The sequence below is a fragment of the Granulicella tundricola MP5ACTX9 genome, from assembly GCF_000178975.2.
In the GTDB taxonomy this organism is placed as follows: Bacteria; Acidobacteriota; Terriglobia; order Terriglobales; family Acidobacteriaceae; genus Edaphobacter; species Edaphobacter tundricola.
In genome coordinates, this window is the sequence record NC_015064.1 from 2,074,350 (window position 1) to 2,094,209 (window position 19,860).

Annotated in this window: 19 protein-coding genes and 1 tRNA gene; 8 read left to right on the forward strand and 12 right to left on the reverse strand. The window is 59.2% G+C overall.

Going from position 1 to position 19,860, the window contains the following annotated elements:
- The first annotated feature begins 100 nt into the window (after positions 1 to 100).
- From ACIX9_RS08905 to ACIX9_RS08915, 3 genes are read left to right on the forward strand one after another with little or no spacing between them, the layout of a single operon-like run.
- Positions 101 to 562, forward strand: a complete 462-nt coding sequence (locus tag ACIX9_RS08905; protein ID WP_013580147.1) for a MarR family winged helix-turn-helix transcriptional regulator — start codon at positions 101 to 103, stop codon at positions 560 to 562.
- Complete coding sequence (gene fabF, locus ACIX9_RS08910) at positions 555 to 1,796, forward strand: beta-ketoacyl-ACP synthase II (protein ID WP_013580148.1); 1,242 nt, start codon at positions 555 to 557, stop codon at positions 1,794 to 1,796. The genes ACIX9_RS08905 and fabF overlap by 8 nt, the downstream gene beginning before the upstream one ends.
- 3 nt (positions 1,797 to 1,799) lie before the next feature.
- Positions 1,800 to 2,948: a UDP-N-acetylmuramate dehydrogenase gene (locus tag ACIX9_RS08915; RefSeq protein WP_269744700.1), complete on the forward strand. Its 1,149-nt coding sequence runs from the start codon at positions 1,800 to 1,802 to the stop codon at positions 2,946 to 2,948.
- A gap of 12 nt (positions 2,949 to 2,960) precedes the next feature.
- Here the strand turns inward: ACIX9_RS08915 and ACIX9_RS08920 are convergent, their stop codons facing one another.
- The 3 genes from ACIX9_RS08920 to modA form a co-directional block, all read right to left on the reverse strand.
- Complete coding sequence (locus ACIX9_RS08920; RefSeq protein ID WP_013580150.1) at positions 2,961 to 3,671, reverse strand: ATP-binding cassette domain-containing protein; 711 nt, start codon at positions 3,669 to 3,671, stop codon at positions 2,961 to 2,963.
- Complete coding sequence (gene modB / locus ACIX9_RS08925) at positions 3,661 to 4,326, reverse strand: molybdate ABC transporter permease subunit (protein WP_013580151.1); 666 nt, start codon at positions 4,324 to 4,326, stop codon at positions 3,661 to 3,663. Before modB ends, ACIX9_RS08920 begins: the two co-directional genes overlap by 11 nt.
- 75 nt (positions 4,327 to 4,401) lie before the next feature.
- Complete coding sequence (gene modA, locus ACIX9_RS08930; protein WP_232298835.1) at positions 4,402 to 5,127, reverse strand: molybdate ABC transporter substrate-binding protein; 726 nt, start codon at positions 5,125 to 5,127, stop codon at positions 4,402 to 4,404.
- Positions 5,128 to 5,177: 50 nt separating this feature from the next.
- On the opposite strand from modA, the gene thrC reads away from it, so the two are divergent.
- Positions 5,178 to 6,572 (forward strand): threonine synthase, encoded by a 1,395-nt coding sequence (thrC, locus tag ACIX9_RS08935; RefSeq protein ID WP_013580153.1) that lies wholly within the window; start codon positions 5,178 to 5,180, stop codon positions 6,570 to 6,572.
- A gap of 215 nt (positions 6,573 to 6,787) precedes the next feature.
- The gene (locus ACIX9_RS08940) at positions 6,788 to 7,189 is read left to right on the forward strand and encodes a response regulator (protein WP_013580154.1); all 402 of its coding nucleotides are present in this window, start codon (positions 6,788 to 6,790) and stop codon (positions 7,187 to 7,189) included.
- A 270-nt stretch (positions 7,190 to 7,459) separates the two neighbouring features.
- On the opposite strand, the gene ACIX9_RS08945 is transcribed toward ACIX9_RS08940, so the two are convergent.
- From ACIX9_RS08945 to ACIX9_RS08960, 4 genes are all read right to left on the reverse strand, one after another.
- A tRNA-Asn gene (locus tag ACIX9_RS08945) sits at positions 7,460 to 7,534 on the reverse strand.
- Between the two features lie 102 nt (positions 7,535 to 7,636).
- Positions 7,637 to 8,404 carry a CAP domain-containing protein gene (locus ACIX9_RS23700; protein ID WP_013580155.1) on the reverse strand — a complete coding sequence of 256 codons (768 nt, stop codon included), beginning with the start codon at positions 8,402 to 8,404 and terminating at the stop codon, positions 7,637 to 7,639.
- 45 nt (positions 8,405 to 8,449) lie between these two features.
- A complete protein-coding gene (locus ACIX9_RS08955) occupies positions 8,450 to 9,226 on the reverse strand; it encodes a WecB/TagA/CpsF family glycosyltransferase (RefSeq protein WP_013580156.1) in 777 nt (258 codons plus the stop codon).
- A gap of 2 nt (positions 9,227 to 9,228) precedes the next feature.
- Positions 9,229 to 10,218 (reverse strand): NAD-dependent epimerase/dehydratase family protein, encoded by a 990-nt coding sequence (locus ACIX9_RS08960; protein ID WP_013580157.1) that lies wholly within the window; start codon positions 10,216 to 10,218, stop codon positions 9,229 to 9,231.
- Positions 10,219 to 10,483: 265 nt separating this feature from the next.
- Between ACIX9_RS08960 and ACIX9_RS08965 the strand changes: the two genes are divergently transcribed.
- Together ACIX9_RS08965 and ACIX9_RS08970 are read left to right on the forward strand one after the other, a co-directional pair.
- Positions 10,484 to 11,386: an ABC transporter permease gene (locus ACIX9_RS08965; protein WP_013580158.1), complete on the forward strand. Its 903-nt coding sequence runs from the start codon at positions 10,484 to 10,486 to the stop codon at positions 11,384 to 11,386.
- 125 nt (positions 11,387 to 11,511) lie between these two features.
- Entirely contained in the window at positions 11,512 to 11,985 is a 474-nt protein-coding gene (locus ACIX9_RS08970; protein ID WP_013580159.1) for a metallophosphoesterase family protein, read from the forward strand.
- A 678-nt stretch (positions 11,986 to 12,663) separates the two neighbouring features.
- Here the strand turns inward: ACIX9_RS08970 and ACIX9_RS08980 are convergent.
- The 5 genes from ACIX9_RS08980 to ACIX9_RS09000 form a co-directional block, all read right to left on the reverse strand.
- Positions 12,664 to 13,623, reverse strand: a complete 960-nt coding sequence (locus ACIX9_RS08980; protein WP_013580160.1) for an ABC transporter permease — start codon at positions 13,621 to 13,623, stop codon at positions 12,664 to 12,666.
- Positions 13,620 to 15,035, reverse strand: a complete 1,416-nt coding sequence (locus ACIX9_RS08985; RefSeq protein WP_013580161.1) for a hemolysin family protein — start codon at positions 15,033 to 15,035, stop codon at positions 13,620 to 13,622. Before ACIX9_RS08985 ends, ACIX9_RS08980 begins: the two co-directional genes overlap by 4 nt.
- Before the next feature lie 66 nt (positions 15,036 to 15,101).
- A complete protein-coding gene (trxA, locus tag ACIX9_RS08990; protein WP_013580162.1) occupies positions 15,102 to 15,449 on the reverse strand; it encodes a thioredoxin in 348 nt (115 codons plus the stop codon).
- Positions 15,450 to 15,810: 361 nt separating this feature from the next.
- Positions 15,811 to 16,674 carry a homoserine kinase gene (thrB, locus tag ACIX9_RS08995; RefSeq protein WP_013580163.1) on the reverse strand — a complete coding sequence of 288 codons (864 nt, stop codon included), beginning with the start codon at positions 16,672 to 16,674 and terminating at the stop codon, positions 15,811 to 15,813.
- 548 nt (positions 16,675 to 17,222) lie between these two features.
- Entirely contained in the window at positions 17,223 to 18,518 is a 1,296-nt protein-coding gene (locus ACIX9_RS09000) for an EAL and HDOD domain-containing protein (RefSeq protein ID WP_157477419.1), read from the reverse strand.
- Positions 18,519 to 18,644: 126 nt separating this feature from the next.
- Between ACIX9_RS09000 and tdh the strand changes: the two genes are divergently transcribed.
- Entirely contained in the window at positions 18,645 to 19,679 is a 1,035-nt protein-coding gene (tdh, locus tag ACIX9_RS09005) for an L-threonine 3-dehydrogenase (RefSeq protein WP_013580165.1), read from the forward strand.
- The last annotated feature ends 181 nt before the right edge of the window (positions 19,680 to 19,860 follow it).

Consider the following 19,860-nt stretch of genomic DNA (forward strand, 5'->3'; position numbering starts at 1 on the left):
CTACCTGAAAACCAACCTGTCCAATAATACCGGCTCTGTCCACTACCCGTACACAACCCGCCAATACGTGTAATTACACGAGTATAATCCAATCAGCACAATGAAGTCCCAAACCAACCCCGGCGACCTCGGCTGCACCTGCTACCGCCTCCGCCAGTCCGCCCGCCTTACCACTCGGCTCTACGACCGGCACCTCGCACCATCCGGCCTCAACATCGGCCAGTTCGGCATCCTGGCCACCCTCGCAGCCATGCACGGCCAGACCATCTCCAACCTCGCCGCGGTCCTCCAGCTTGACCGGACCACTCTCACCCGCAACCTGCTCCCACTCCAGAAGCTCGGCCTTGTTGAGGTTGAACCAGGCCCTGACAAGCGCGCCCGTTCTCTCAGCCTTACCCAGCCGGGCAGGGAAGCACTCGCCCAGGCCAAGCCCCTCTGGCAGGCCGCCCAGCAGGCCCTTGAGCAGCAACTCGGTAAGCCCGAATCACGCCATCTCAACCAGACCCTCGATCGGACGCTCAGCCGTCTCGCACTACAGGAAGGACCGCAACACCATGCATAACCATCGCGTAGTCGTCACCGGAGTAGGCCTCATCAGTCCCGTAGGCACAGGAACGGAGGAGACCTGGGCTGCGCTCCTCAAAGGTCAATCTGGCATCGCACCCATCACCCTCTTTGACGCCTTGCGCTTCTCCTGCCGCTTCGCCGGTGAAGTCAAGAACTTCGTCCCGGAGAACTACATCGACCGCAAGGACATCAAGAAGATGGGCCGCTTCATCCAGTTCGCCATGGCCGCCACGCAATTCGCCATGGCGCAGTCTGGCCTCGTCATCACGGAAGAGAACGCAGACCGCGTCGGCGTCTACGTCGGCAGCGGCATCGGAGCCTTTGAGGTCATTGAGCGCGAGCACTCCAAGCTCCTCACCGGCGGCCCGGACCGCGTCTCGCCCTTCTTCATCAACGCCACCATCGCCAACCTCGCCTCGGGCCAGATCTCCATCAAGTACGGCGCCGCCGGCCCCAGCCTCACCGTAGCTACCGCCTGCACCACCGGAGCCCATGGCATCGGGGAAGCCTGGCACGTCATCCAGCGCGGCGACGCGGACGTCATGATCTGCGGCGGCAGTGAAGCCGCCGTCACGCCACTCTCCGTCGCCGGCTTCGCCTCCATGCGAGCCCTCTCCACCCGCAACGACTCCCCCACCACCGCCTCCCGCCCCTGGGATACCCAGCGCGACGGCTTCGTCGTCGGCGAAGGCGCAGGCATCCTCATCCTGGAAACCCTTGAGTACGCCCAGGCCCGCGGAGCCACCATCCTCGCTGAAGTCTCCGGCTACGCCGCCAACTCCGACGCCTTCCACACCAACGCCCCACCGGAGGACGGCCGCGGCGTACGCAAGGTCATGCAGCTCGCCCTCAAAAGCGCCGGCATCGAGCCTCATCAGGTCGGCTATCTCAACGCCCACGCCACCAGCACGCCCCTCGGCGACCGCGCCGAGGCGCAGGCCATCGCCGCCACCTTCGGCCCCCACGCCAAGGACCTCCTCGTCAGCTCCACCAAGTCCATGACCGGCCACCTCCTCGGCGGAGCCGGAAGCCTGGAGGCCGGTATCACCGTCCTGGCTCTCCGCGATCAGATCGCCCCACCCACCACCAACCTCGAAACCCCGGACGAGAACATCAAGCTCAACCTCGTCCGCGACACCCCCGTCCCCGTCGCCATGGACTACGCCATGACCAACTCCTTCGGCTTCGGAGGCACCAACGCCTCCCTCATCTTCCGCCGCTGGTCGTAACTCATAACTGACAACTCAAAACTCGGAACTGTTCAATGTAGCCTTCCTCTCCCAGCCTCACGACTCAACGGAGAATACCGTAACCTAACGCAAGTGCAGATCGAACAAAACATCCCCCTCGCCCCCTACACCACCCTCCGCATTGGAGGCCCCGCCCGTTACTTCGCCCAAGCCACCACCGAAGCCGACCTCATCGAAGCCATCACCTTTGCCCGCACCAACGATCTCCCCCTCTTCATCCTCGGCGGAGGCTCCAACCTCCTCGTCTCCGACGCCGGCTTTCCCGGCCTCGTCCTCCAGGCAGCCCTCGCTCCGAACGCCCTCCACATAGCCCCACCCATCAACGGCGAGATCACCTACACGGTCCCCGCCGGATACGACTGGGACGCCTTCGTCCTAGCCACCTCCCAGGCCGGCCTCACCGGCATCGAATCCCTCGCCGGCATCCCCGGCATGGTCGGCGGCTCCCCCGTCCAGAACATCGGAGCCTACGGCCAGGAGGTCTCCCAAACCATCTCCGCCGTCCACGCCCTCGACCTGGAAACCCTTACCCCCCGCACCTTCAGCAGGGAAGACTGCGGCTTCGCCTACCGCACCAGCATCTTCAACTCCACCCATCGCAACCGCTACATCATCACCGCAGTCGAATTCACCTTCGCCCTTGCCGCCACACCCACCCTCACCTACGCCGACCTAAAAAAGCACTTCGCCGCCACCACCAATCCAACCCCCCTCGAAATCTACGAAGCCGTCCGCGCAATCCGCCGCACCAAGGGCATGCTCATCCTGCCCACAGACGCCGAACCCGACTTCCGCTCCGCAGGCTCCTTCTTCAAGAACCCCATCGTCCCCGCCGCAACCCTGAACCACATAGCCGTAGCCCTGAGCATCGCCCCCGAAAAGATCCCCCACTGGCCCACCGGCCCCCACGAAATCAAACTCCCCGCAGCCTGGCTTATCGAGCAAGCCGGTTTTCCCAAAGGCTTCACCCAAGGCAACGCCGCCATCTCTACCTGCCACACCTTAGCCTTGGTCAACCACTCCGGCCAAGCCACCTGCGCCGACCTCCTCGCCCTTCGCGACACCATCACCCAAAAAGTCCAGTCCCTCTTCGAAATCCCCCTCCATCAGGAGCCCGTCTACCTCTCCTAATCCCCGGCGACACTACGCCAAAACCCCCAGCAGCCTCTCCCGTTCCTCCCCCAACACATCCTCAACCGCCCCCTGCCTCACCACCCGACCCTCGCTCATCCTCACCACCTCCGCCCCCAGCAGAAACGCCTCTCCCACGTCATGCGTCACGCTGACCACCGGCGTCTTTCCCAGCCACTCTCGTAGCCGCCCAATCAGCGAGTCCCTCAGCCGTCCATCCAGCCCGGAAAACGGCTCATCCAGCAGCAGAATCTCCCCTTCACCCACCGCCGCCCGCACCACCGACACCATCTGCCGCTGCCCGCCCGAAAGCTCCCCCGGCATCTTCCGTTCCAGCTCCCCCAACCCAAAGTGCCGTATCGCCGATTCCAGCCAGGCCTCGCGCCCCGGCCCCACATGCGCCTGCATCAGGTTCTCCCTGACTGTCATCTTCGGAAACAACATAGCCGCCTGCCCCGCATATCTGAGCCCACGTTTATGCGCCGGCAAAAACCGCCGCGTCCCCGTATCCACCAGCACCCGCTGCCGAGTCCCCGTCCGCACCGAGATCCTACCCTCATCCGGCCGCACGAACCCAGCCACCGCCCGCAGCACCGTACTCTTCCCACTCCCAGAAGGCCCAAACAGCACCGTCCAGCCCCCGCCGGCCTCAAACGCCACGTCCAACTCCAGCGTCCCCATCCGATGCTTCAGCCTCACCGCCAGCAGCGTGTCAGATAACATCGCCACCTCGTCCCCGCCCCGCATAAACCGCAATCAGCGCCGCCAGCGACAGGCACAGCAGCACCGCCGCCGTCTGATTCGCTCCCGCATAGTTGAAGTCCTGGACCTGGTCGAACAGCACGATCGAAAGCGTCCGCGTCGCCCCCGGCAGGTTCCCCCCCAGCATCAGCACCACCCCAAACTCACCCACCGTATGCGAGAACGCCAGCACCCCCGCCGCCAGCATAGACCCACTCACCATCGGCAGCACCACTCGCCGGAAGCTCACCCAAGGCGACATCCCCAACCCCGCCGCCGCCTCAAGATACCGCCCATCCAGCCCCCTGAACCCAGCCACCAGAGGCTGCACCGCAAACGGCAGCGAATAGATACAAGACCCCACCAGCAATCCGGAAAAGCTGAAAGCCAGCGGATGCCCAATCACGTCGATGATCCCGCGCCCAATCGCAGTCTGCGGCCCCAACATCACCAGCAGATAAAATCCAAGCACCGTAGGCGGAAGCACCAGCGGCAGGCTCACGATCGCCTGCACCCCCGCTCGCCCGAATCCTCGTCCCCGCGCAATCCACCATGCCAGAGGCACCGCCACAATCAGCAAAAGGAGCGTAGTCATCCCTGCCAGCCGCAACGTCAAAATGAGTGCCCCAACATCCATTCCGACCAGTGTACCCGCCAACCCCACCCAAATCGGCCCCAGAGTAACCGGTCAAACGTCACCACCAGCCGAGTACTACCGCACCGCCTCCAACCCAAACTGGTCCAGGTGCTCCTGCACGTCCGTCGACCGCATCCACCCCACAAAGTCCTTCGCCTCCGCTAGATGCGGCGATCCCTTCATCACCACCGCGCACTGCCGGATATCCGGATAGATCTTAGGCACCCGCACAAACTGCCCTTCCTTCTTGAACCGATCGGAACTCGCCAGCGTCAGCGAAATGAATCCCACCTGCGCGTTCCCCGTCTCCACAAACTGCGCCGTCTGCGCGATATTCTCCCCCACCACCAGCTTCCCCTTCACATCGTCGAAGATCTTCAGCCACCGCATCGCCGCATAAGCCGCCCGTCCGTAAGGCGCATGAAACTCATCCGCCACCGCGATCCGCGTGATCCTCGGGTCCTTCAACAAATCCGTACTCAAAGGAGCACCTAGGTCGTTCTTCGCCCAAAGCACCAGCGCCCCCTTCGCATAGGGCTCCGGCTCTTTCTCATCCGTCAGCCCCGCCGCCACCACTCTCTCCGGGAACGAGAAGTCCGCCCCCAGGAACACATCGAACGGAGCCCCATTCACAATCTGCGTCGCCAGCGCGCTGGAAGACCCAAACGTCACCAGCAGCTTCGTCCCCGTCTTCTTCTCATACGCCGCCGCAAACACCGGCATCACAGGTTGCAGATCCGCCGCCGCCGCCACCCGCAGCTCTTTCTGCTGTCCAAAACCCGTGGCGAAACCCAGCATCATCACCAGGCACAGTTTCACCCAGCCCCGTCCCATGCGATACCCTGTACCAAATGATCGAGTCACACAAGCTTAGATGCACAGGATGCGCTACCGAGATCTCCGGCCCAAATGCCCCCAGCGACTTCCGCTGCCCGCTCTGCAAAAACCTCTATGAAGTCATTTATCCCTGGTCGATCAAAGGTACTCAGAAGGAAGGCGTAGCAGCCGCATCCCTCCCCAACGCCTCAGCCCTCCGCTGGCTCTGGCAGGAGCGCCGCACCTCCACCATGCCCGTAGACCAGTCCGGCGTATGGCGCTTCCGTGACCTCCTCCCCATCGTCACGGACATGAACAAGGTCACGACGCTGCGAGAGGGCAACACCCCCCTCTACGAACTTCCCAAGTCCGCCAAAGCCCTTGGCCTCCACTGGGTCCTCGCCAAGCACCAGGGCATGAACCCCACCGGCTCCTTCAAGGACACCGGCATGACCGCCGCCCTCTCCGTTGCGGTCGAGCGAGGCTTTGAGTGGGTCGCCTGCGCCAGCACCGGTAACACCTCCGCCGCCATGGCCGCCTACGCCGCCCGCGCCGGCCTCCGCTCCATCGTCTTCATCCCTGAGGGCAAGATCGCCTGGGGCAAGCTCTCCCAGTCCATGGACTACGGAGCCCTCACCGTCCAGCTCAAAACAGACTTCGACGGCTGCGTCCGCCTCGTGAACGAGCTCGTCCGCGCCTACCCCATCTATCTCCTCAACTCGGTCAACCCCTACCGCCTGGAAGGTCAGAAGACCCCCGCCTTCGAGCTCCTGGAGCAACTGGAGTGGCAGGTCCCCGAGCACGTCATCGCCCCCGGCGGCAACCTCGCCAACGCCAGCGCCTTGGCAAAGGGCTTCGCGGAAGCCCATCAACTAGGCCTCATCCCCCGCATCCCAAAGATCTCCATCATCCAGGCCCAGGACGCCAACCCTCTCTACACCTTCATGCACCAACCCGGCGGCACAGACGGCAGGGAACTGATCCCCGTCACCGCGGAGACCCGAGCCTCCGCCATCCGCATCGGCAACCCCGCCTCCTGGCGCAAGGCCGTCAACGCCCTCCAGACCACCGGAGGCTGGTGTGAAGAGGTCACCGAGCAGGAGATAGCCCTCGCCAAAGCCCAGATCGGTGCCGAAGGCATAGGCTGCGAGCCAGCCTCAGCAGTCACCCTGGCAGGCCTGAAGAAGCTGGTAGCGGATGGTCGAGTCAAAGAAAAAGACCGCGCCGTGTTGATCCTCACAGGCCACACCCTCAAGGACTCCGACTACACCATCCAATACCACCGCAACGAGCTCTTCACCAACCAGGAAACCGCCGCCCTAACCCCAGAAGAAGCCGCCCAACACACCCACCTCCGCAAACCCCCCATAGTCCTCGAAGCCAACCGCGAAACAGTCCTCTCCGCCCTCGAAGCGCAAATGAAGGCGTAATCCACCCACCGCCATAACGCGCTATCGCGCTCCGCTGCGCCTCTCCCACTGCGGCACGCCCCCCGCATGGGTCATTCTGAGCGAAGCGAAGAACCTCCGTGGCTGCCGTTGCGGTTGCCTGTCCTTGCCGTTGCCGTTGCCCGCTCTTGCCGTTCCTCTCGCCCCTCCAACACATCCCGTAACCCCCACCCCAAAAACCCGCATCCAACTCTTCCATGGTCCGCCCATGCTTCCTCGTCATAGACCGCGAGCACTCCGGCAGCATCTCCACCCGCAAGCTCGTCATCGAGACCGCCAAGTTCAACGTCATCACCGCGTATAGTAGCCCGGAAGCCATTGAAACCCTCAAAGCCTTCCCAGCCCTTAGCGGCATAGTCCTGGACGCAGGCATCAAGGACATGCCCTGCCCGGAACTGGTCGAAGCCCTCAAGCAGATTAAGCCCACTATCCCCATAGTCGCCGTGGGAACTCCCCGAGTCGAAAGCTGCGGCCCTGCCGACCACTTCCTCCACTCCTTCGACCCAGCACCCTTGCTTCTACTCTTAAAAAACCTCATCCCCGAGCAAGCGGAAGCGATCGAGCGACACAACGAGAAGCTAGCCCTCAACGAGACGTAGGGACCATTCGTCGACCTAAAAGCTTGACACGCACTGTATAATATGATTAGAGATAAAGTCTAGAAAAGACCGCTCATCCGCGTGAAAATAAAAGCTACGGTCGAGTCGATGTCCAGACCTAAAGCGTCTGTTATGAAGACTTTGAGTACTTTGTATGGGGGAGGGGGGGGTGCCACGAAATCTGGAAACACGATCTGCTAAAGCCGGACTCAATGCGCATTGACGCATCTTCCTGCTAAACAGAAATAAATATTTTGCAGGGTAAAGTGATGGCTCCTGAGGTAGGACTCGAACCTACAACCCTTCGGTTAACAGCCGAATGCTCTGCCATTGAGCTACTCAGGAATACTTGGCTTGCGAGCTTGCCGGGCGGCAATGCTGCGCTCATTCAGTTATAACAAAACACCCCCGCTGGGTCAAAGCGGGCGAGGAGATAGCAGGGCAACATCAGGGATAGAGCATCACCGCAATCGAGTAGCTGCTGAACGGCGTGCTCTTGGAAGGCGTACAAGCCCCCACGGCAGCCCGGCGATACTTACCCGTAGACAACCGGGCGGCAAGCTGCTCAGGGAGTCGGGCCAGGGTGGCAGTCGTGTAACGCATCACAAACCATGGCTGTGGCGTGCCGGAGTATCCGCTCTCCATCTTGCAGGTACGCCGGGCGTCCACAGGGTCGCTCGACACGATCACACCCGAGCCCTCCAGGAGACCGCCCACTCGGCCCTCCTGTTCCTGAAAAGAAATGACCGCCACCGTACGGGCAAAATCTTCAACGGCGTAAAGCTGTCCCTGGACAGCCAAAACTGCGATCCCGATGGAATCCACCTGGGCATCGAGCAGATTGGCACGATGCCCAGGCGACTTCATCCAGAGCTCATGCACTAAGGCTGAGTTTGAGGCTTCGGCAACATTCTCTGTCACAAGGCTGAACGGCACACCAGCATTCGCAACGCGGTCCGCCAAGTCCGCTTCACCCGGAAACCGATGCGAGATCGCCCGATGGGCCGCCATCTCACGAGCATGCACCAACGCTGCAGCAGAGAGGAGCGGATCAAGCCGCACCGGGCGCAGGGAATTGGCCACCCTGTCTTGATTTGCTGCCGCCAGAAGATACTGCTCAGATACGCTTCGCCCCTGAGAGAGCGCAATTCCCCCGGCGAAGAGGCCGAGGAGAAGCACCACAAGGAACCTGGAATGACTCGAGGACAGAAGCATGTAACATCTGACCCCGGTCAGACCAAAAGGTTGTAAGGGGAAGGACTAAGCCTGCAAAGGAGGCAACTCACTCCGGTATCGGACCATGAGAGGCAGAAGCTTCCGGGCACCCCAATAACGCGGCAGATACCTCTTCGGCTCAGAAATGCACCGGAAGAGCCAGCCGATATAGAACCGGTCCACCCATTCCGGGATATGCACCTGGTCTCCGCTCAGAAATGCGATCGCCGCACCGATGCAATGGATGGCCGGCAGATAGTCGAGCTGGCGCTTCAGGTAGAGCCCCAGCCTCTCCTGTGTGCCTCCCCCCACCGTTATGACGATGTGTTGGGGCCTAATCTGCAAAATGCGTTGAATAAGGGCAGGGTCTTCGATCTCAGAGCCATAGATAGGAGCCATGTAGACATTCCGTTCAGGAATATCGATGCCTTCACTCTTCAGCCAGGAAAGGTTCATCCTTGCGCTCTGAGGACTTGCCATAATCCAGAGGGTATTACCGGACTCTTGTACATCCGGCTCCTGCAGTAGAGCACGCAAATATTCGAGCCCCGAAAGCCGGTACAGACGGTCATGCTCCAACGCATTCCAGATCAAAACCATATAGGCGGAATCAGTGATGCAAAGGTCAGCGTTCACCAAGGCATCACGATACCCGGAGTTCGTGGAAAGGTCCTTTAAAGCTGGGGCAGCGGGAACGACCAGGAGTCCACCCGAGCGCATCATCTCTACAGCTTCCTTGGCTTGTCCTCCGAAGAAGTTGACGCCAAGAATTTTTCGGAAGTGGCTGGAATATGCGAGAGGTTGACTCGCTGTTGTCTCCATAGTTATTTCGCGACACCCACCAACATCTGTTCCTCAATCCACGCGTAAGTCTTAGCCAGACCATCTCTCAACTTAGTTGAAGGTTCCCACTTCAGTTGATCCAAAATCATGGTGTTGTCACTGTTGCGACCGTTCACGCCTTTGGGAGCGCTCAGGTTGTATTTACGGGTGAGCTTTACGCCTGCAATGTCTTCGGCAAGATCGACAAGCTGGTTGATGGTGACGAGTTCATCCGAACCGAGATTGATGGGCTCCAGAATGTCGCTCTCCAGAATCATCTGAGATCCCTTGGTGCAGTCGTCGACATACATGAAGGAACGCGTCTGCTTTCCGTCTCCCCAGATCTCGATCTCATGAGTGCCGTCCATCTTAGCCTGGAGTACTTTACGGCAGATTGCTGCCGGCGCTTTCTCGCGTCCACCTGTCCACGTGCCTTCAGGGCCATAGACATTGTGATAGCGTGCAACCCGTGTTTCCAAGCCATAATCTTCTCTGAAATGCCGGCACATTCTCTCGGAGAAGAGCTTTTCCCACCCGTATCCATCTTCCGGCATGGCTGGATATGCATCCTCTTCCTTCAAGGCAACAACATCAGGATTTGTTTGTTTGTCTGCGTTGTATACGCAAGCTGAAGAAGAGAAGAAGAAGCGCCCTACACCCTTGTCTCGTGCAGCCATCAACATATGCGTGTTCGTCAAAACAGACAGCATGCATAGGGCTTTGTTGTTCTCGATGAATCCCATCCCACCCATGTCAGCAGCTAGTTGAAAGACCGTATTTACGCCCTCGACCGCTTTCAAACAGCTATCTTTGTCTTTGAGATCCATCGCCACATTTTCTACATCCGCAGTAGTTTGGTACCACTCATCAAGAGGCTTAATGTCGACTGCTCGTACCACCTCGACTCCATTTGCGATTAGGTGTTTAACGAGGTGACCGCCGATGAAACCACCGGCTCCACAGACAACTGCTCTTTCCCCTTTGAGGCTCATGAAAACCACTCCTAAATATAACTTCTGCGAGAAATCCTTAGCTTGCAAAATCAGCTGGCGAGCCGTGCATACGGGTCAACCGTTCGCCAGTGCGTGAGGTGGGGGCAATGCTTACTCCTTCAGTCTGAGTGCGATAGGGGGCTCTTGTCAAGACACACATCAGGACCGTCGGAGGCCGGAGGGCAAGCCATTCCTCTCAGTCAGCAAGAGCTCTTCTGTTAAGATCAATCTGTGCCTCTCCGTTGATAAAGCAAAAGGAGAAACGTTGAGTTTTGATGAAAATCGATCGTCTCATGAACTGACGATCCTCCTTGGTATTCCCAGGCGCATGCTGTCAACGGCTGTGCGTCAACCCCTTGTCGCTGCAGGAGTACTCAGCCTGCTTTGTTTCGTGCTCGCCTCCGTCTTCGCCGCACTGATCGCCCCCCATGACCCTTCGCGGCTCGATCTCACAAGGCGAATGCTCGCTCCTTCCACTAATCACTGGTTTGGAACAGATGAGCTAGGTCGGGATATTCTTTCGAGAATCATCTTCGGCGCTCGAATCTCACTCGTCGTTTCAATTTCAGTCGTTGGTTTGTCGCTAGTAGTCGGCTTGTTCATAGGCTGCCTGGCGGGGTACTACGGCGGTTGGATCGATACGCTGCTTAATGTGTATCTGACAAACGGATTTCTCGCGCTCCCCGGAATCTTAATGGCTATTGCCTTCGTGGCCTTTCTCGGTCCAAGTCTGTTCAACCTTGTGCTTGCCCTTTCGCTATCGGGATGGGTTGGATACGCAAGGCTCGTCAGGGGGCAGGTGATGACAATTCGGAGGCGAGAGTTTGTTGAAGCCGCGAGGGCGCTTGGTGCGAACGACCTGCGGATTCTCCTCCATCACATTCTCCCGAATATTCTTCAACCGCTCATTGTCCAAGCGGCCATCGGTATGGCGGGCGCGGTACTCTCTGAAGCGACACTCAGTTTCCTGGGCTTAGGCGCGCCCCCTCCAACCCCGAGTTGGGGAGCCATGCTGAATGACGCGCGCTCCCACTTATTCGATTCCCCCCATATGATTATTTTTCCCGCTCTTGCGCTTATGGTCGTGGTTTTCTCGTTCAACCTTCTGGGCGACGCGCTACGGGAGTTGATGGATCCTAAGACGAAGAACGCGATGACCGCGAAGTAGTTCAGATAGTTCATGGAGGTTTGGTGAGCAGAAATACACGAATGACCTTGAGATATCCCGCACCAAGATGAAAATCGAATTTACAACTGCGGAATCAGGCGAAGCGGCCGATTACCTAGGATGAGATGAACGGAGTCTTTAAAGTTGGAATTATTTCTGATACTCACGGGCTGCTACGCCCGGAAGCAGTTGAGGCTTTGGCAGGCGTAGACCATATTCTTCATGCGGGTGACGTTGGAAACCCGGAGATACTGGAGCGACTCCGCGAGATTGCCCCTCTTACAGCGATTCGCGGCAACGTGGATACGATAGGGTCCTGCGCCGCTTTACCGGAGACGGAAGCGGTGGAGCTGGCAGGAGTCCTTTTCTATCTTGTCCACTCGATAGGATGGCTCGATATCAATCCATTTGACGCTGGAGTCGCCGTGGTTGTAAGCGGGCATTCTCATAAGGCTGAGATCGGCTCGAAACAAGGCGTGCTGTACGTCAATCCTGGCAGCGCAGGGCCGCGGAGATTCAAACTCCCGGTCAGCATCGCACGATTGGAGATTCGAGGCGTGTCCATCATCCCGCGAATTTTAGAGATGGAAGTCGCATAGTTTACCGCTCCGTGAACCGAACCGTTTGGAAGATTTGCTCCAACCTTCTTTGCACGTCCGCTAGTTGGGATGACGTCATGTCTGGCACACCAGTCACTTCTCCCCCACAAAACGAGTTGATCACTAGATCGAAACGTAGGCATGAGCCACGCCGCCAGGTCGTATAGATCGTGTCCCGAGCTTCCGTGCAAATCTTGCCACGTTGCTCAAACGCTCGCGCGAAGCTCACATCCCCGATCAGCACAGGCTTCAAGTCAACTGATGCTGTTTTGGATGCCTTTGAGCTGCATGCTTCCCTGGAAGTTCCCAGGATTCTGCTGAAGTAGAACAGAGCCCCGCTGAACGTCGCGTCAGGAAACGGGTTTGAGGACAAACTGGCCACGGCCCGCAACTGCGCTCGGCTCGGCGCATTTCGAGCGTCAAGATGAAATGTGCTGAGTTCACCATCGCTTCGCGAGAAGTCCCAACCTGGGGGTACGTCGAAGGTGAGGTGAGTCTGTTGATCGGTATACGTCGTTCCAGATTCCTGAGTCCTGCTGGCGTCGGCCTTCTGTTGATCTTTTGGATGAACATGGAATGTGGGGACGGTCTGTGCACTGAGAGGAGAGATAGCCACGCCTGCAGCTAAGATTATCGACACGAGTCGAACATACTTATTCAAGATAAGGCTGGAAGTGATCATCCTTGATGAGATGGCGAGTCTGAGCGTCTCAGCTGCGGATTTGCGATACCGTAAGCTACATCCGTTAGTAGATTGACCGCGATATAGGTAAGTCCAATAGCGAGAATACAACCTTGTACCAGCGAGTAGTCTCGATTTGAGATTGCCGAGAGTGTGAGCCGCCCTATTCCGGGCAGACTGAAGACTGTTTCTGTCACGATGGCTCCTGCCAGCAAGCTGCCAAACTGAAGACCGATAACAGTCAGCACGGGATTCAATGCATTCCTCAATGCGTGGCGGTACAGGATCGATCGCTCCGTGACACCTTTCGCACGAGCTGTTCTGATGTAGTCCTGGTTCAACTCCTCCAGCATGGAAGTGCGGACAATCCTGGTGAGAATGGCAGCTAGGCCGCTGCCCAGGGTCACCGTGGGAAGAATGAGATGAGCCATGAAGTTTGCGCCTGATCCCGCGCCCGATACAGGGAGCAAACCGAGTTGAATCGAAAAGACCAGAATAAGGATAGGTCCGAGGGCGAAGTTGGGAAAAGAAAGGCCAAGGAAGGAAGCCAGGCCAAGCGTACGATCCTGCCATTGACCGGCATGCCGAGCCGAGGCGATCCCACAAGGCACAGCTATCCCGCAACCGAAGAGCAAGGCAGAAAATGACAGCGTCAACGTATACGGATACCGACTCAAAACGAGGCGGATGACCGATTCGTGCATTCGGAGAGATTGTCCGAGATCGGCTCGGAAGACACCTGTGATGTAGCGGATATATTGCGTGGAGATAGTGGCATCCAGGCCGTAGGCATGGCGCATCGCTGTGATATCGGCCGCCGAGGCACCCTCGCCCAACATCTGGACAATCGGATCGCCCGGCACAAGGTGAATCAGAAGGAAGACCACTGAGACAACCAGCCATAGGACGGGTATGGCGACGAGTAAGCGCCGGATTGCCTGGCCGAAAGCCGTCAAGCAGAGACCTCAAGTCCATCGTCTTCTGTCGCTTGAAGTTCCGATGCTCTTCTTTCCAGACTTATTGCATTGTCATCCACCCTCACCCGCGCTATGCGGTGACCTGACATTTCTTCTACCCGGAAGCTTTGTCCCTCGTGCATCACGCACTCTCCTACCACCGGGATGTGACCGAGTTCATTGAGAACGAAACCGGCAAGCGTCTCGACGCCCGGTTCGCGAGGGAAGGCCCACCCCAGGCGTGTACTGAGGTCACGGAGTGTTGTGCTTCCATCCAATGTGATGATGCCTGTGGAACTCAGTGCGACGCGGCTTGGGCCCGTGTCGAACTCGTCCTCCAACTCTCCGACGATTTGCTCCAGCGCGTCCTCCGCGGTGACGACCCCTACCGTCGTTCCGAACTCGTCGACGACGATGGCCATTTGGCGTCGGCGCTCCTGGAACTCCTGCAACAACTCCACCGCAAGCTTGGTCTCTGGCACAAAGAGTGCATCCCGCATGATCTCGCGGAGGGTAAGGGTGGAGTCTCCCCGGCCACCCAGGGCGAGGGCGTTGCCGCGGAAGTGCATGAGGCGGGACACGTCCTTGGAGTGGACGATGCCGATGATGTGCTCAGGGCCGCGCTCGGGGTCGAAGATGGGGATGCGGGAGTGCTGCTCCTCGACGATGCGGGCGCTGGCCTGTTCCAGCCGGAGGCTCGCCGGGAGGGAGAAGATGTTTCCTCTCGGAGTCATGATCTCGCGGACGACGACGTGACTTAATTCAATCGCGCGGTGGATGATCTCTTCCTGGAAGGGGGGGAGTAGGCCCATGCGGCGGGTTGCGGAGGCTATGAGCTTGAGCTCTTCGGGGGAGTGGACGGCACCCTCCCCGGTGAGGGGGGCCTTGAAGACGCGGAGGACCAGGGTGGCGGAGGTGTTCATGAGGCGGACTGCGGGGCGGGTCATACGGATGAACACGTCCATTGGGCCGGCGACGGCGAGGGCGATGCGCTCGGCGCGCTGGAGGGCGAGAGCCTTGGGGACGAGTTCACCGAGGAGGACTTCGAAGTAGGTGATGATTCCAAACGCGATGACGATGGCAGCGGCGTTGGAGTAGAGCTGGATGTGGGGGGGGAGGTGGGGGAGGATGTGGGCGGCGAGGTCCTCGATGATGGTGGCTACGGCGGGTTCGCCGATCCATCCGAGGGCGAGGCTGGCGAGGGTGACTCCGAACTGGACGGCGGGGAGGAAGTCGTCCATGGACTGCTTGAGCTTGAGGACGGTTCGGGCACCGGGACGGCCGAGAGAGATGAGTTGCTCGACGCGGGTCTCGCGGATGCTGACGAGTGCGAACTCGGCTGCGACGAAGAAGGAGTTGGCCAGGATGAAGAAGGCCACCATGATTCCCCGGATCAGCGTCCACTCGAACATAATTCTGATGCTAGCAGGAAAAAGCCCCGCCGCTGGTTGGCGACGGGGCTTGGTGGAGCGAGATGCTTAGGCGACTACGGGCGCGCCGATGACCTTGGTGATCGACTGCTCGATGCTGGCCTTGGGGACGACGCCGACGATCTGCTCGGCTACCTTACCGTCCTTGAAGATCAGGAGAGCGGGGATGCCGCGGATGCCGTAGCGCGACGGAGTGGCGCTGTTCTTGTCCACATCCATCTTCATGACCTTGAGCTGTCCGTTGAACTGCTCTGCGACCTGGTCGACGACGGGCGCGAGTGCGCGACAGGGACCGCACCAGGCTGCCCAGAAATCAACGAGAACCGGCTGTGACGACTTCAACACATCCTGCTCGAAGTTCGAATCGTTTACTTCGGAAACAAACTGACCTGCCATCGGATACTTCCTCCCGCCGGTTCTGATTCACCCGGCACATTCATAATAGATGCGAATACGGTGCTAGAGATTCAAGGTGCATTTTTTTCGGAATTATTTGTTTCAATCCTGTAAAGATCTTGTCAAGATGGGAGCGACCGGTAAGTCACGTACATGACATGGCTCCAACCGGGGTACCTCCCCCACCCCCGCCTAAAGTGCTCAAAGTCTTCAAAGCAAATACTTTAGGTCCGGACATGGGTCTTGATCTTTCGTCGAATATCTCTCGGCTTTCCGCTCAAACTCTATAATCATATTATACAGTACGTGTCAAGCTTGCAATCGAGAGTTGCACTGCTCCTTGTGCAAAACGCTACAACTTTCAGGCGATGCGTGTTTCAACGATCTCCAAAGCCGGGTCTGAGGCGGCGTGGCGGATGGCGTCGAGGATGGGCTGGAGGGGTTCGGCGGGGTCCGTGATGAGGAGAACCGAGGGGCCTGCTCCGCTGAGGGTTACGGAGTGGATGCCTGGAGTTCCGGCCAGGGGAAGCAGAAGGGGCAGGAGCGGGCAGGCGGCTGAGCGGTAGGGCTGGTGGATGCGGTCCTGGGTGCCGGCGTGGAGGAGGTCGGGGCGATTGAGGGCGAAGGCGGAGACGAGGAGCGCGGTAGCCTGGATGTTGGCGACGGCGTCGGCGCGGGAGTAGGTGTCGGGGAGCAGGGCCCTGGCCTCTGTGGTGGCGAGCGAGGTGGTGGGGAGGGCCAGGAGGAGACGCCAGTCCAGAGTGCGGCCGAAGGTGGCGGCGGTGACTCCGGTTTTGTCCATGGCTGAGGCGGTGAGGCCGCCGAGATGGCAGGCTGCTACGTTGTCGGGGTGGCCTTCGCGGCGGCAGGCTTCTTCCAGAATCTCTTGCGCGGTGAGGTTGAGGTTGCCGAAGTGACTGGCGAGATGGACACCGGCCAGGAGTGCGGCGGCGGAGGAGCCGCAGCCCATGCCGAGGGGGATCTCGTTGTGGATTTTGAGATGGAGGGGCAGGGCCTGGGGGGCTAGATCGCGGTAGGTTTCGAGGAGGAGATTGCGTTCGATATCGGCTACCTGGATTGGGTTGCGGCCGGTGGCTTCGATTTGGAAGTGCTCGGAGGGGGTGGCTTCGAGGGTGAGGTAGAGGGCCATGGCGAGGCCCAGGGCGTCGAAGCCGGGGCCGAGGTTGGCGGAGGTGGCGGGGAGTTTTAGGTGGAAGGCTGGCATGGGTCTGGTTTGATTCTAGTGGTTCGTGGGTGCGGGCTTTCTCAGGGGAAGAGAACAGGCAACGACAAGTACCAATACAGAGGTTCTGGCTTCGCCAGAATGACGACAAAAACAAATGACTACAACGGCAGACGCGACTGCAACAACAATTGCAACAACAACTGCAACTGCCAATGCAACTGCAACAACAACTGCCAATACGGGGTCCTGACGGATAACCGATCTTCTTAGATGGTCCGTTCAACTTATATGTCAGAGCGAAATTCGCTTCGCTCAGGATGACGGGGTAAAACAAACAAATAACTGAAACTGCCGCTGCAAGTGCAAGTGCAAGTGCAAGTGCAACTGCCGCTGCAAGTGCAACCACAACTGCCAATACGGAGGTTCTGGCTTCGCCAGAATGACGACTTTTTGGGGTAGACGACTTTTGGGGTTAACCGACTTTTGGAGGTTAAACGACTTTTGGAGGCTAACCGACTTTTGGAGGCTAAACGGCTTTTGGAGGCTAAACGACTTTTGGGTCGGGCGTCCAACCGAGGTGGGGGCTCTTAGAAGTTGACGGCTTTGAGCTGGCTGGTGGCCCAGCGGGAGGCGGAGACGTACATCTCTGTGAGCTGGGCGTCGGTGATCTTGAGAGCTTTGGAGAGTTCTGTGCAGCGGGTCCATTGTTTCTGCTCATAGCAGTGCAGGAGACGCAGGGGTACAGCCGTGTCCGAGGCCGCTCCGAGGAGGGCTGCGGTGGCTTCCGGGCGGAGAGGAAGCATGCTGAGGACCTCCTGCATGGGGGTCTGGAGGATGGCATCGACGGTGGAGAGGAGACCGATGAGGTACTGCTCGCCCTGGATCTGACCTGCGCTGGAGCTGAGGAGCTCACAGAAACGGGCGCGTTGGAGGGCGAGATAGACGAGCTCATACGAGACGGTGACGCCTTTGCTGAGCGAGACCGCGATGGCGATGGTGGCGAGACGACGGAACTGGTCCTCTCCTACGATCATGAGGGCCTGGGCGATGGAGGTGACCTCTCCACGGTGTGCGATCTGGGCTGAGTTGGCGAGGCGGAGGAGGCGGTAGCAGATCGATGCCTCGCTCATGAGGATCTTTTCCACTTCGTGGATGTCGTACGGGGATTTGGTGAGAGCGCTGAGAAGCTGAATATAGATGAGGTTGTTGGTGGGGATGTGACGGCTGGAGCTGATGATGGGGTGCGAGAAGAAGTAGCCCTGGAAGAACTGGTAGCCTTCGGCGAGGGCGCGGCGAAACTCTTCTACCGTTTCGACTTTCTCTGCGATGAGCGGGATCTTCGAGGCGGAGAGCTCACGCTGGATGCTCAAGAGCTCTTCATGGCTGAGGGCGCGGAAGTCGAGCTTGATGTAGTTCGCAAAGCAGAGGAGCCGGTCGGAGGAGTTTCCGGGCAGGAAATCGTCCAGGGCGATCTGGTAGCCGGCTTGTTTGAGCTCGGCGACGGCGTGGACAACTTCATCGTCTACGTCTACGGTTTCCAGGACTTCAAGAACGGTGAGTTCAGCCGGCAGAAGGGTAACCGTGCGACTGACGAGGGCCTCGCGGGTGCAGTTGATGAATGCCTTGGAGCCGGGGGCGAGGGTATCGAGGCCGATGAGCAGCGCGTTATCCACCATCTGGCGCGTGGCGTCCTCTGCGTCGCCGGAGAAGACGTTGTCCAGTCCGGCGCGGAAAAGGAGCTCATATCCGAAGATATTCTGATGGGCGTCGAGGATGGGCTGGCGACCGACGAAGCGGGTGACAGAGGATTCGCCGGATTTGCGGATGGACTGCTCTGGGGTCTGCAAAGGGTCTCGCATGGAGGTGGAGGACAGGGACGGCACCTTGGGTTGAGGCTATGGGACTATGTTAGGTGTCTCACAAGAAGATTGCCATAACACTATCAGTGTGGAAGAAAACTCACGGGAAGGGGCGGATTACACTGGTAAAGGTTGTTATGAAAGGGATACGTGAAAGCTCTCGTAAAGTCGCAGGATGGACAGGGGCTCTGGCTGAAGGATGTGCCGGAACCGGAGATGGGAATCAACGATGTGAAGATCCGGGTGCTGTATACCGGGATCTGCGGGACGGATCTCCATATCTATGAGTGGGATGCGTGGGCGCGGTCGACCATCCAGATTGGGCTGGTGATTGGGCACGAGTTTGTTGGTGAAGTGGTAGCCGTGGGTGAGAATGTTCCGGACGTGCATCCGGGGCAGCTTGTCAGCGGGGAAGGGCATGTCGTCTGCGGACGGTGCCGGAACTGCCTGGCCGGGCGTCGGCATCTTTGTGCGTTCACCAAAGGCGTGGGCGTGAACCGGGATGGAGCGTTTGCGGAGTACGTGGTTCTGCCGATGTCGAATATCTGGCATCATGCGCCGGGGGTGAATCCGGAGGTGGCCTCGATCTTCGATCCGTTTGGCAATGCGGTGCATACGGCGCTGGCGTTTCCGGTGCTGGGAGAAGACGTGCTGGTGACGGGCGCAGGGCCGATTGGGATTATGGCCGCTGCGGTGGCTCGTCATGCGGGTGCGCGGCATGTGGTGATCTCTGATCCGAATCCCTACCGGCGAGCGCTGGCGGAGAAGCTGGGCGTGACGCGGGCGGTGAACCCGATGGAGACGACGCTGGCTGCGGTGCAGAAGGAGCTGGGGATGAGCGAGGGGTTCGACGTGGGGCTGGAGATGAGCGGCAACCCGAACGCTTTCCGCGACATGATCAACAGCATGAGCCACGGCGGGAAGATCTCCATGCTGGGAATTCCTTCGCAGGAGATCGCGATCGATTGGAATAAGGTGATCTTCAACCAGTTGACGCTGCGCGGCATCTACGGCCGGGAGATGTATGAGACCTGGTACAAGATGACCGTGATGCTGGAGAGCGGGCTGGACATTGAGCCGGTGATCACGCACCGGCTGAACTGGCGGGACTATAAGGACGGGTTCGACGCGATGCGGTCCGGGAACAGCGGCAAGGTGGTTCTGGATTGGCGGGACGTTTCCTAGGACGGATTCCTAGAGCGGACGCTTTGCGGGATTGAATCCGTGGGCCGGCTTCGGTCGTACTGTAACCGATGATGGAAGTGTGCATCATACGGTCGAGTACACTGGGGTCGGCGGCACGATTCGTCGGACGATCAAGTTCAGCGTAAAGGGTCTCTTGAATGGAACAAAGCGAATGCGAAGT

Excerpts from the sequence above, each read along its gene's own strand:
- ACIX9_RS08905 (WP_013580147.1), top strand. The coding sequence starts at position 101 with ATGAAGTCCCAAACCAACCCCGGCGACCTCGGCTGCACCTGCTACCGC.
- fabF (WP_013580148.1), top strand. The coding sequence starts at position 555 with ATGCATAACCATCGCGTAGTCGTCACCGGAGTAGGCCTCATCAGTCCC.
- ACIX9_RS08920 (WP_013580150.1), bottom strand. The coding sequence starts at position 3,671 with ATGTTATCTGACACGCTGCTGGCGGTGAGGCTGAAGCATCGGATGGGG.
- modB (WP_013580151.1), bottom strand. The coding sequence starts at position 4,326 with ATGGATGTTGGGGCACTCATTTTGACGTTGCGGCTGGCAGGGATGACT.
- modA (WP_232298835.1), bottom strand. The coding sequence starts at position 5,127 with ATGATGCTGGGTTTCGCCACGGGTTTTGGACAGCAGAAAGAGCTGCGG.
- thrC (WP_013580153.1), top strand. The coding sequence starts at position 5,178 with ATGATCGAGTCACACAAGCTTAGATGCACAGGATGCGCTACCGAGATC.
- ACIX9_RS08940 (WP_013580154.1), top strand. The coding sequence starts at position 6,788 with ATGGTCCGCCCATGCTTCCTCGTCATAGACCGCGAGCACTCCGGCAGC.
- ACIX9_RS23700 (WP_013580155.1), bottom strand. The coding sequence starts at position 8,404 with ATGCTTCTGTCCTCGAGTCATTCCAGGTTCCTTGTGGTGCTTCTCCTC.
- ACIX9_RS08955 (WP_013580156.1), bottom strand. The coding sequence starts at position 9,226 with ATGGAGACAACAGCGAGTCAACCTCTCGCATATTCCAGCCACTTCCGA.
- ACIX9_RS08960 (WP_013580157.1), bottom strand. The coding sequence starts at position 10,218 with ATGAGCCTCAAAGGGGAAAGAGCAGTTGTCTGTGGAGCCGGTGGTTTC.
- ACIX9_RS08970 (WP_013580159.1), top strand. The coding sequence starts at position 11,512 with ATGAACGGAGTCTTTAAAGTTGGAATTATTTCTGATACTCACGGGCTG.
- ACIX9_RS08985 (WP_013580161.1), bottom strand. The coding sequence starts at position 15,035 with ATGTTCGAGTGGACGCTGATCCGGGGAATCATGGTGGCCTTCTTCATC.
- trxA (WP_013580162.1), bottom strand. The coding sequence starts at position 15,449 with ATGGCAGGTCAGTTTGTTTCCGAAGTAAACGATTCGAACTTCGAGCAG.
- thrB (WP_013580163.1), bottom strand. The coding sequence starts at position 16,674 with ATGCCAGCCTTCCACCTAAAACTCCCCGCCACCTCCGCCAACCTCGGC.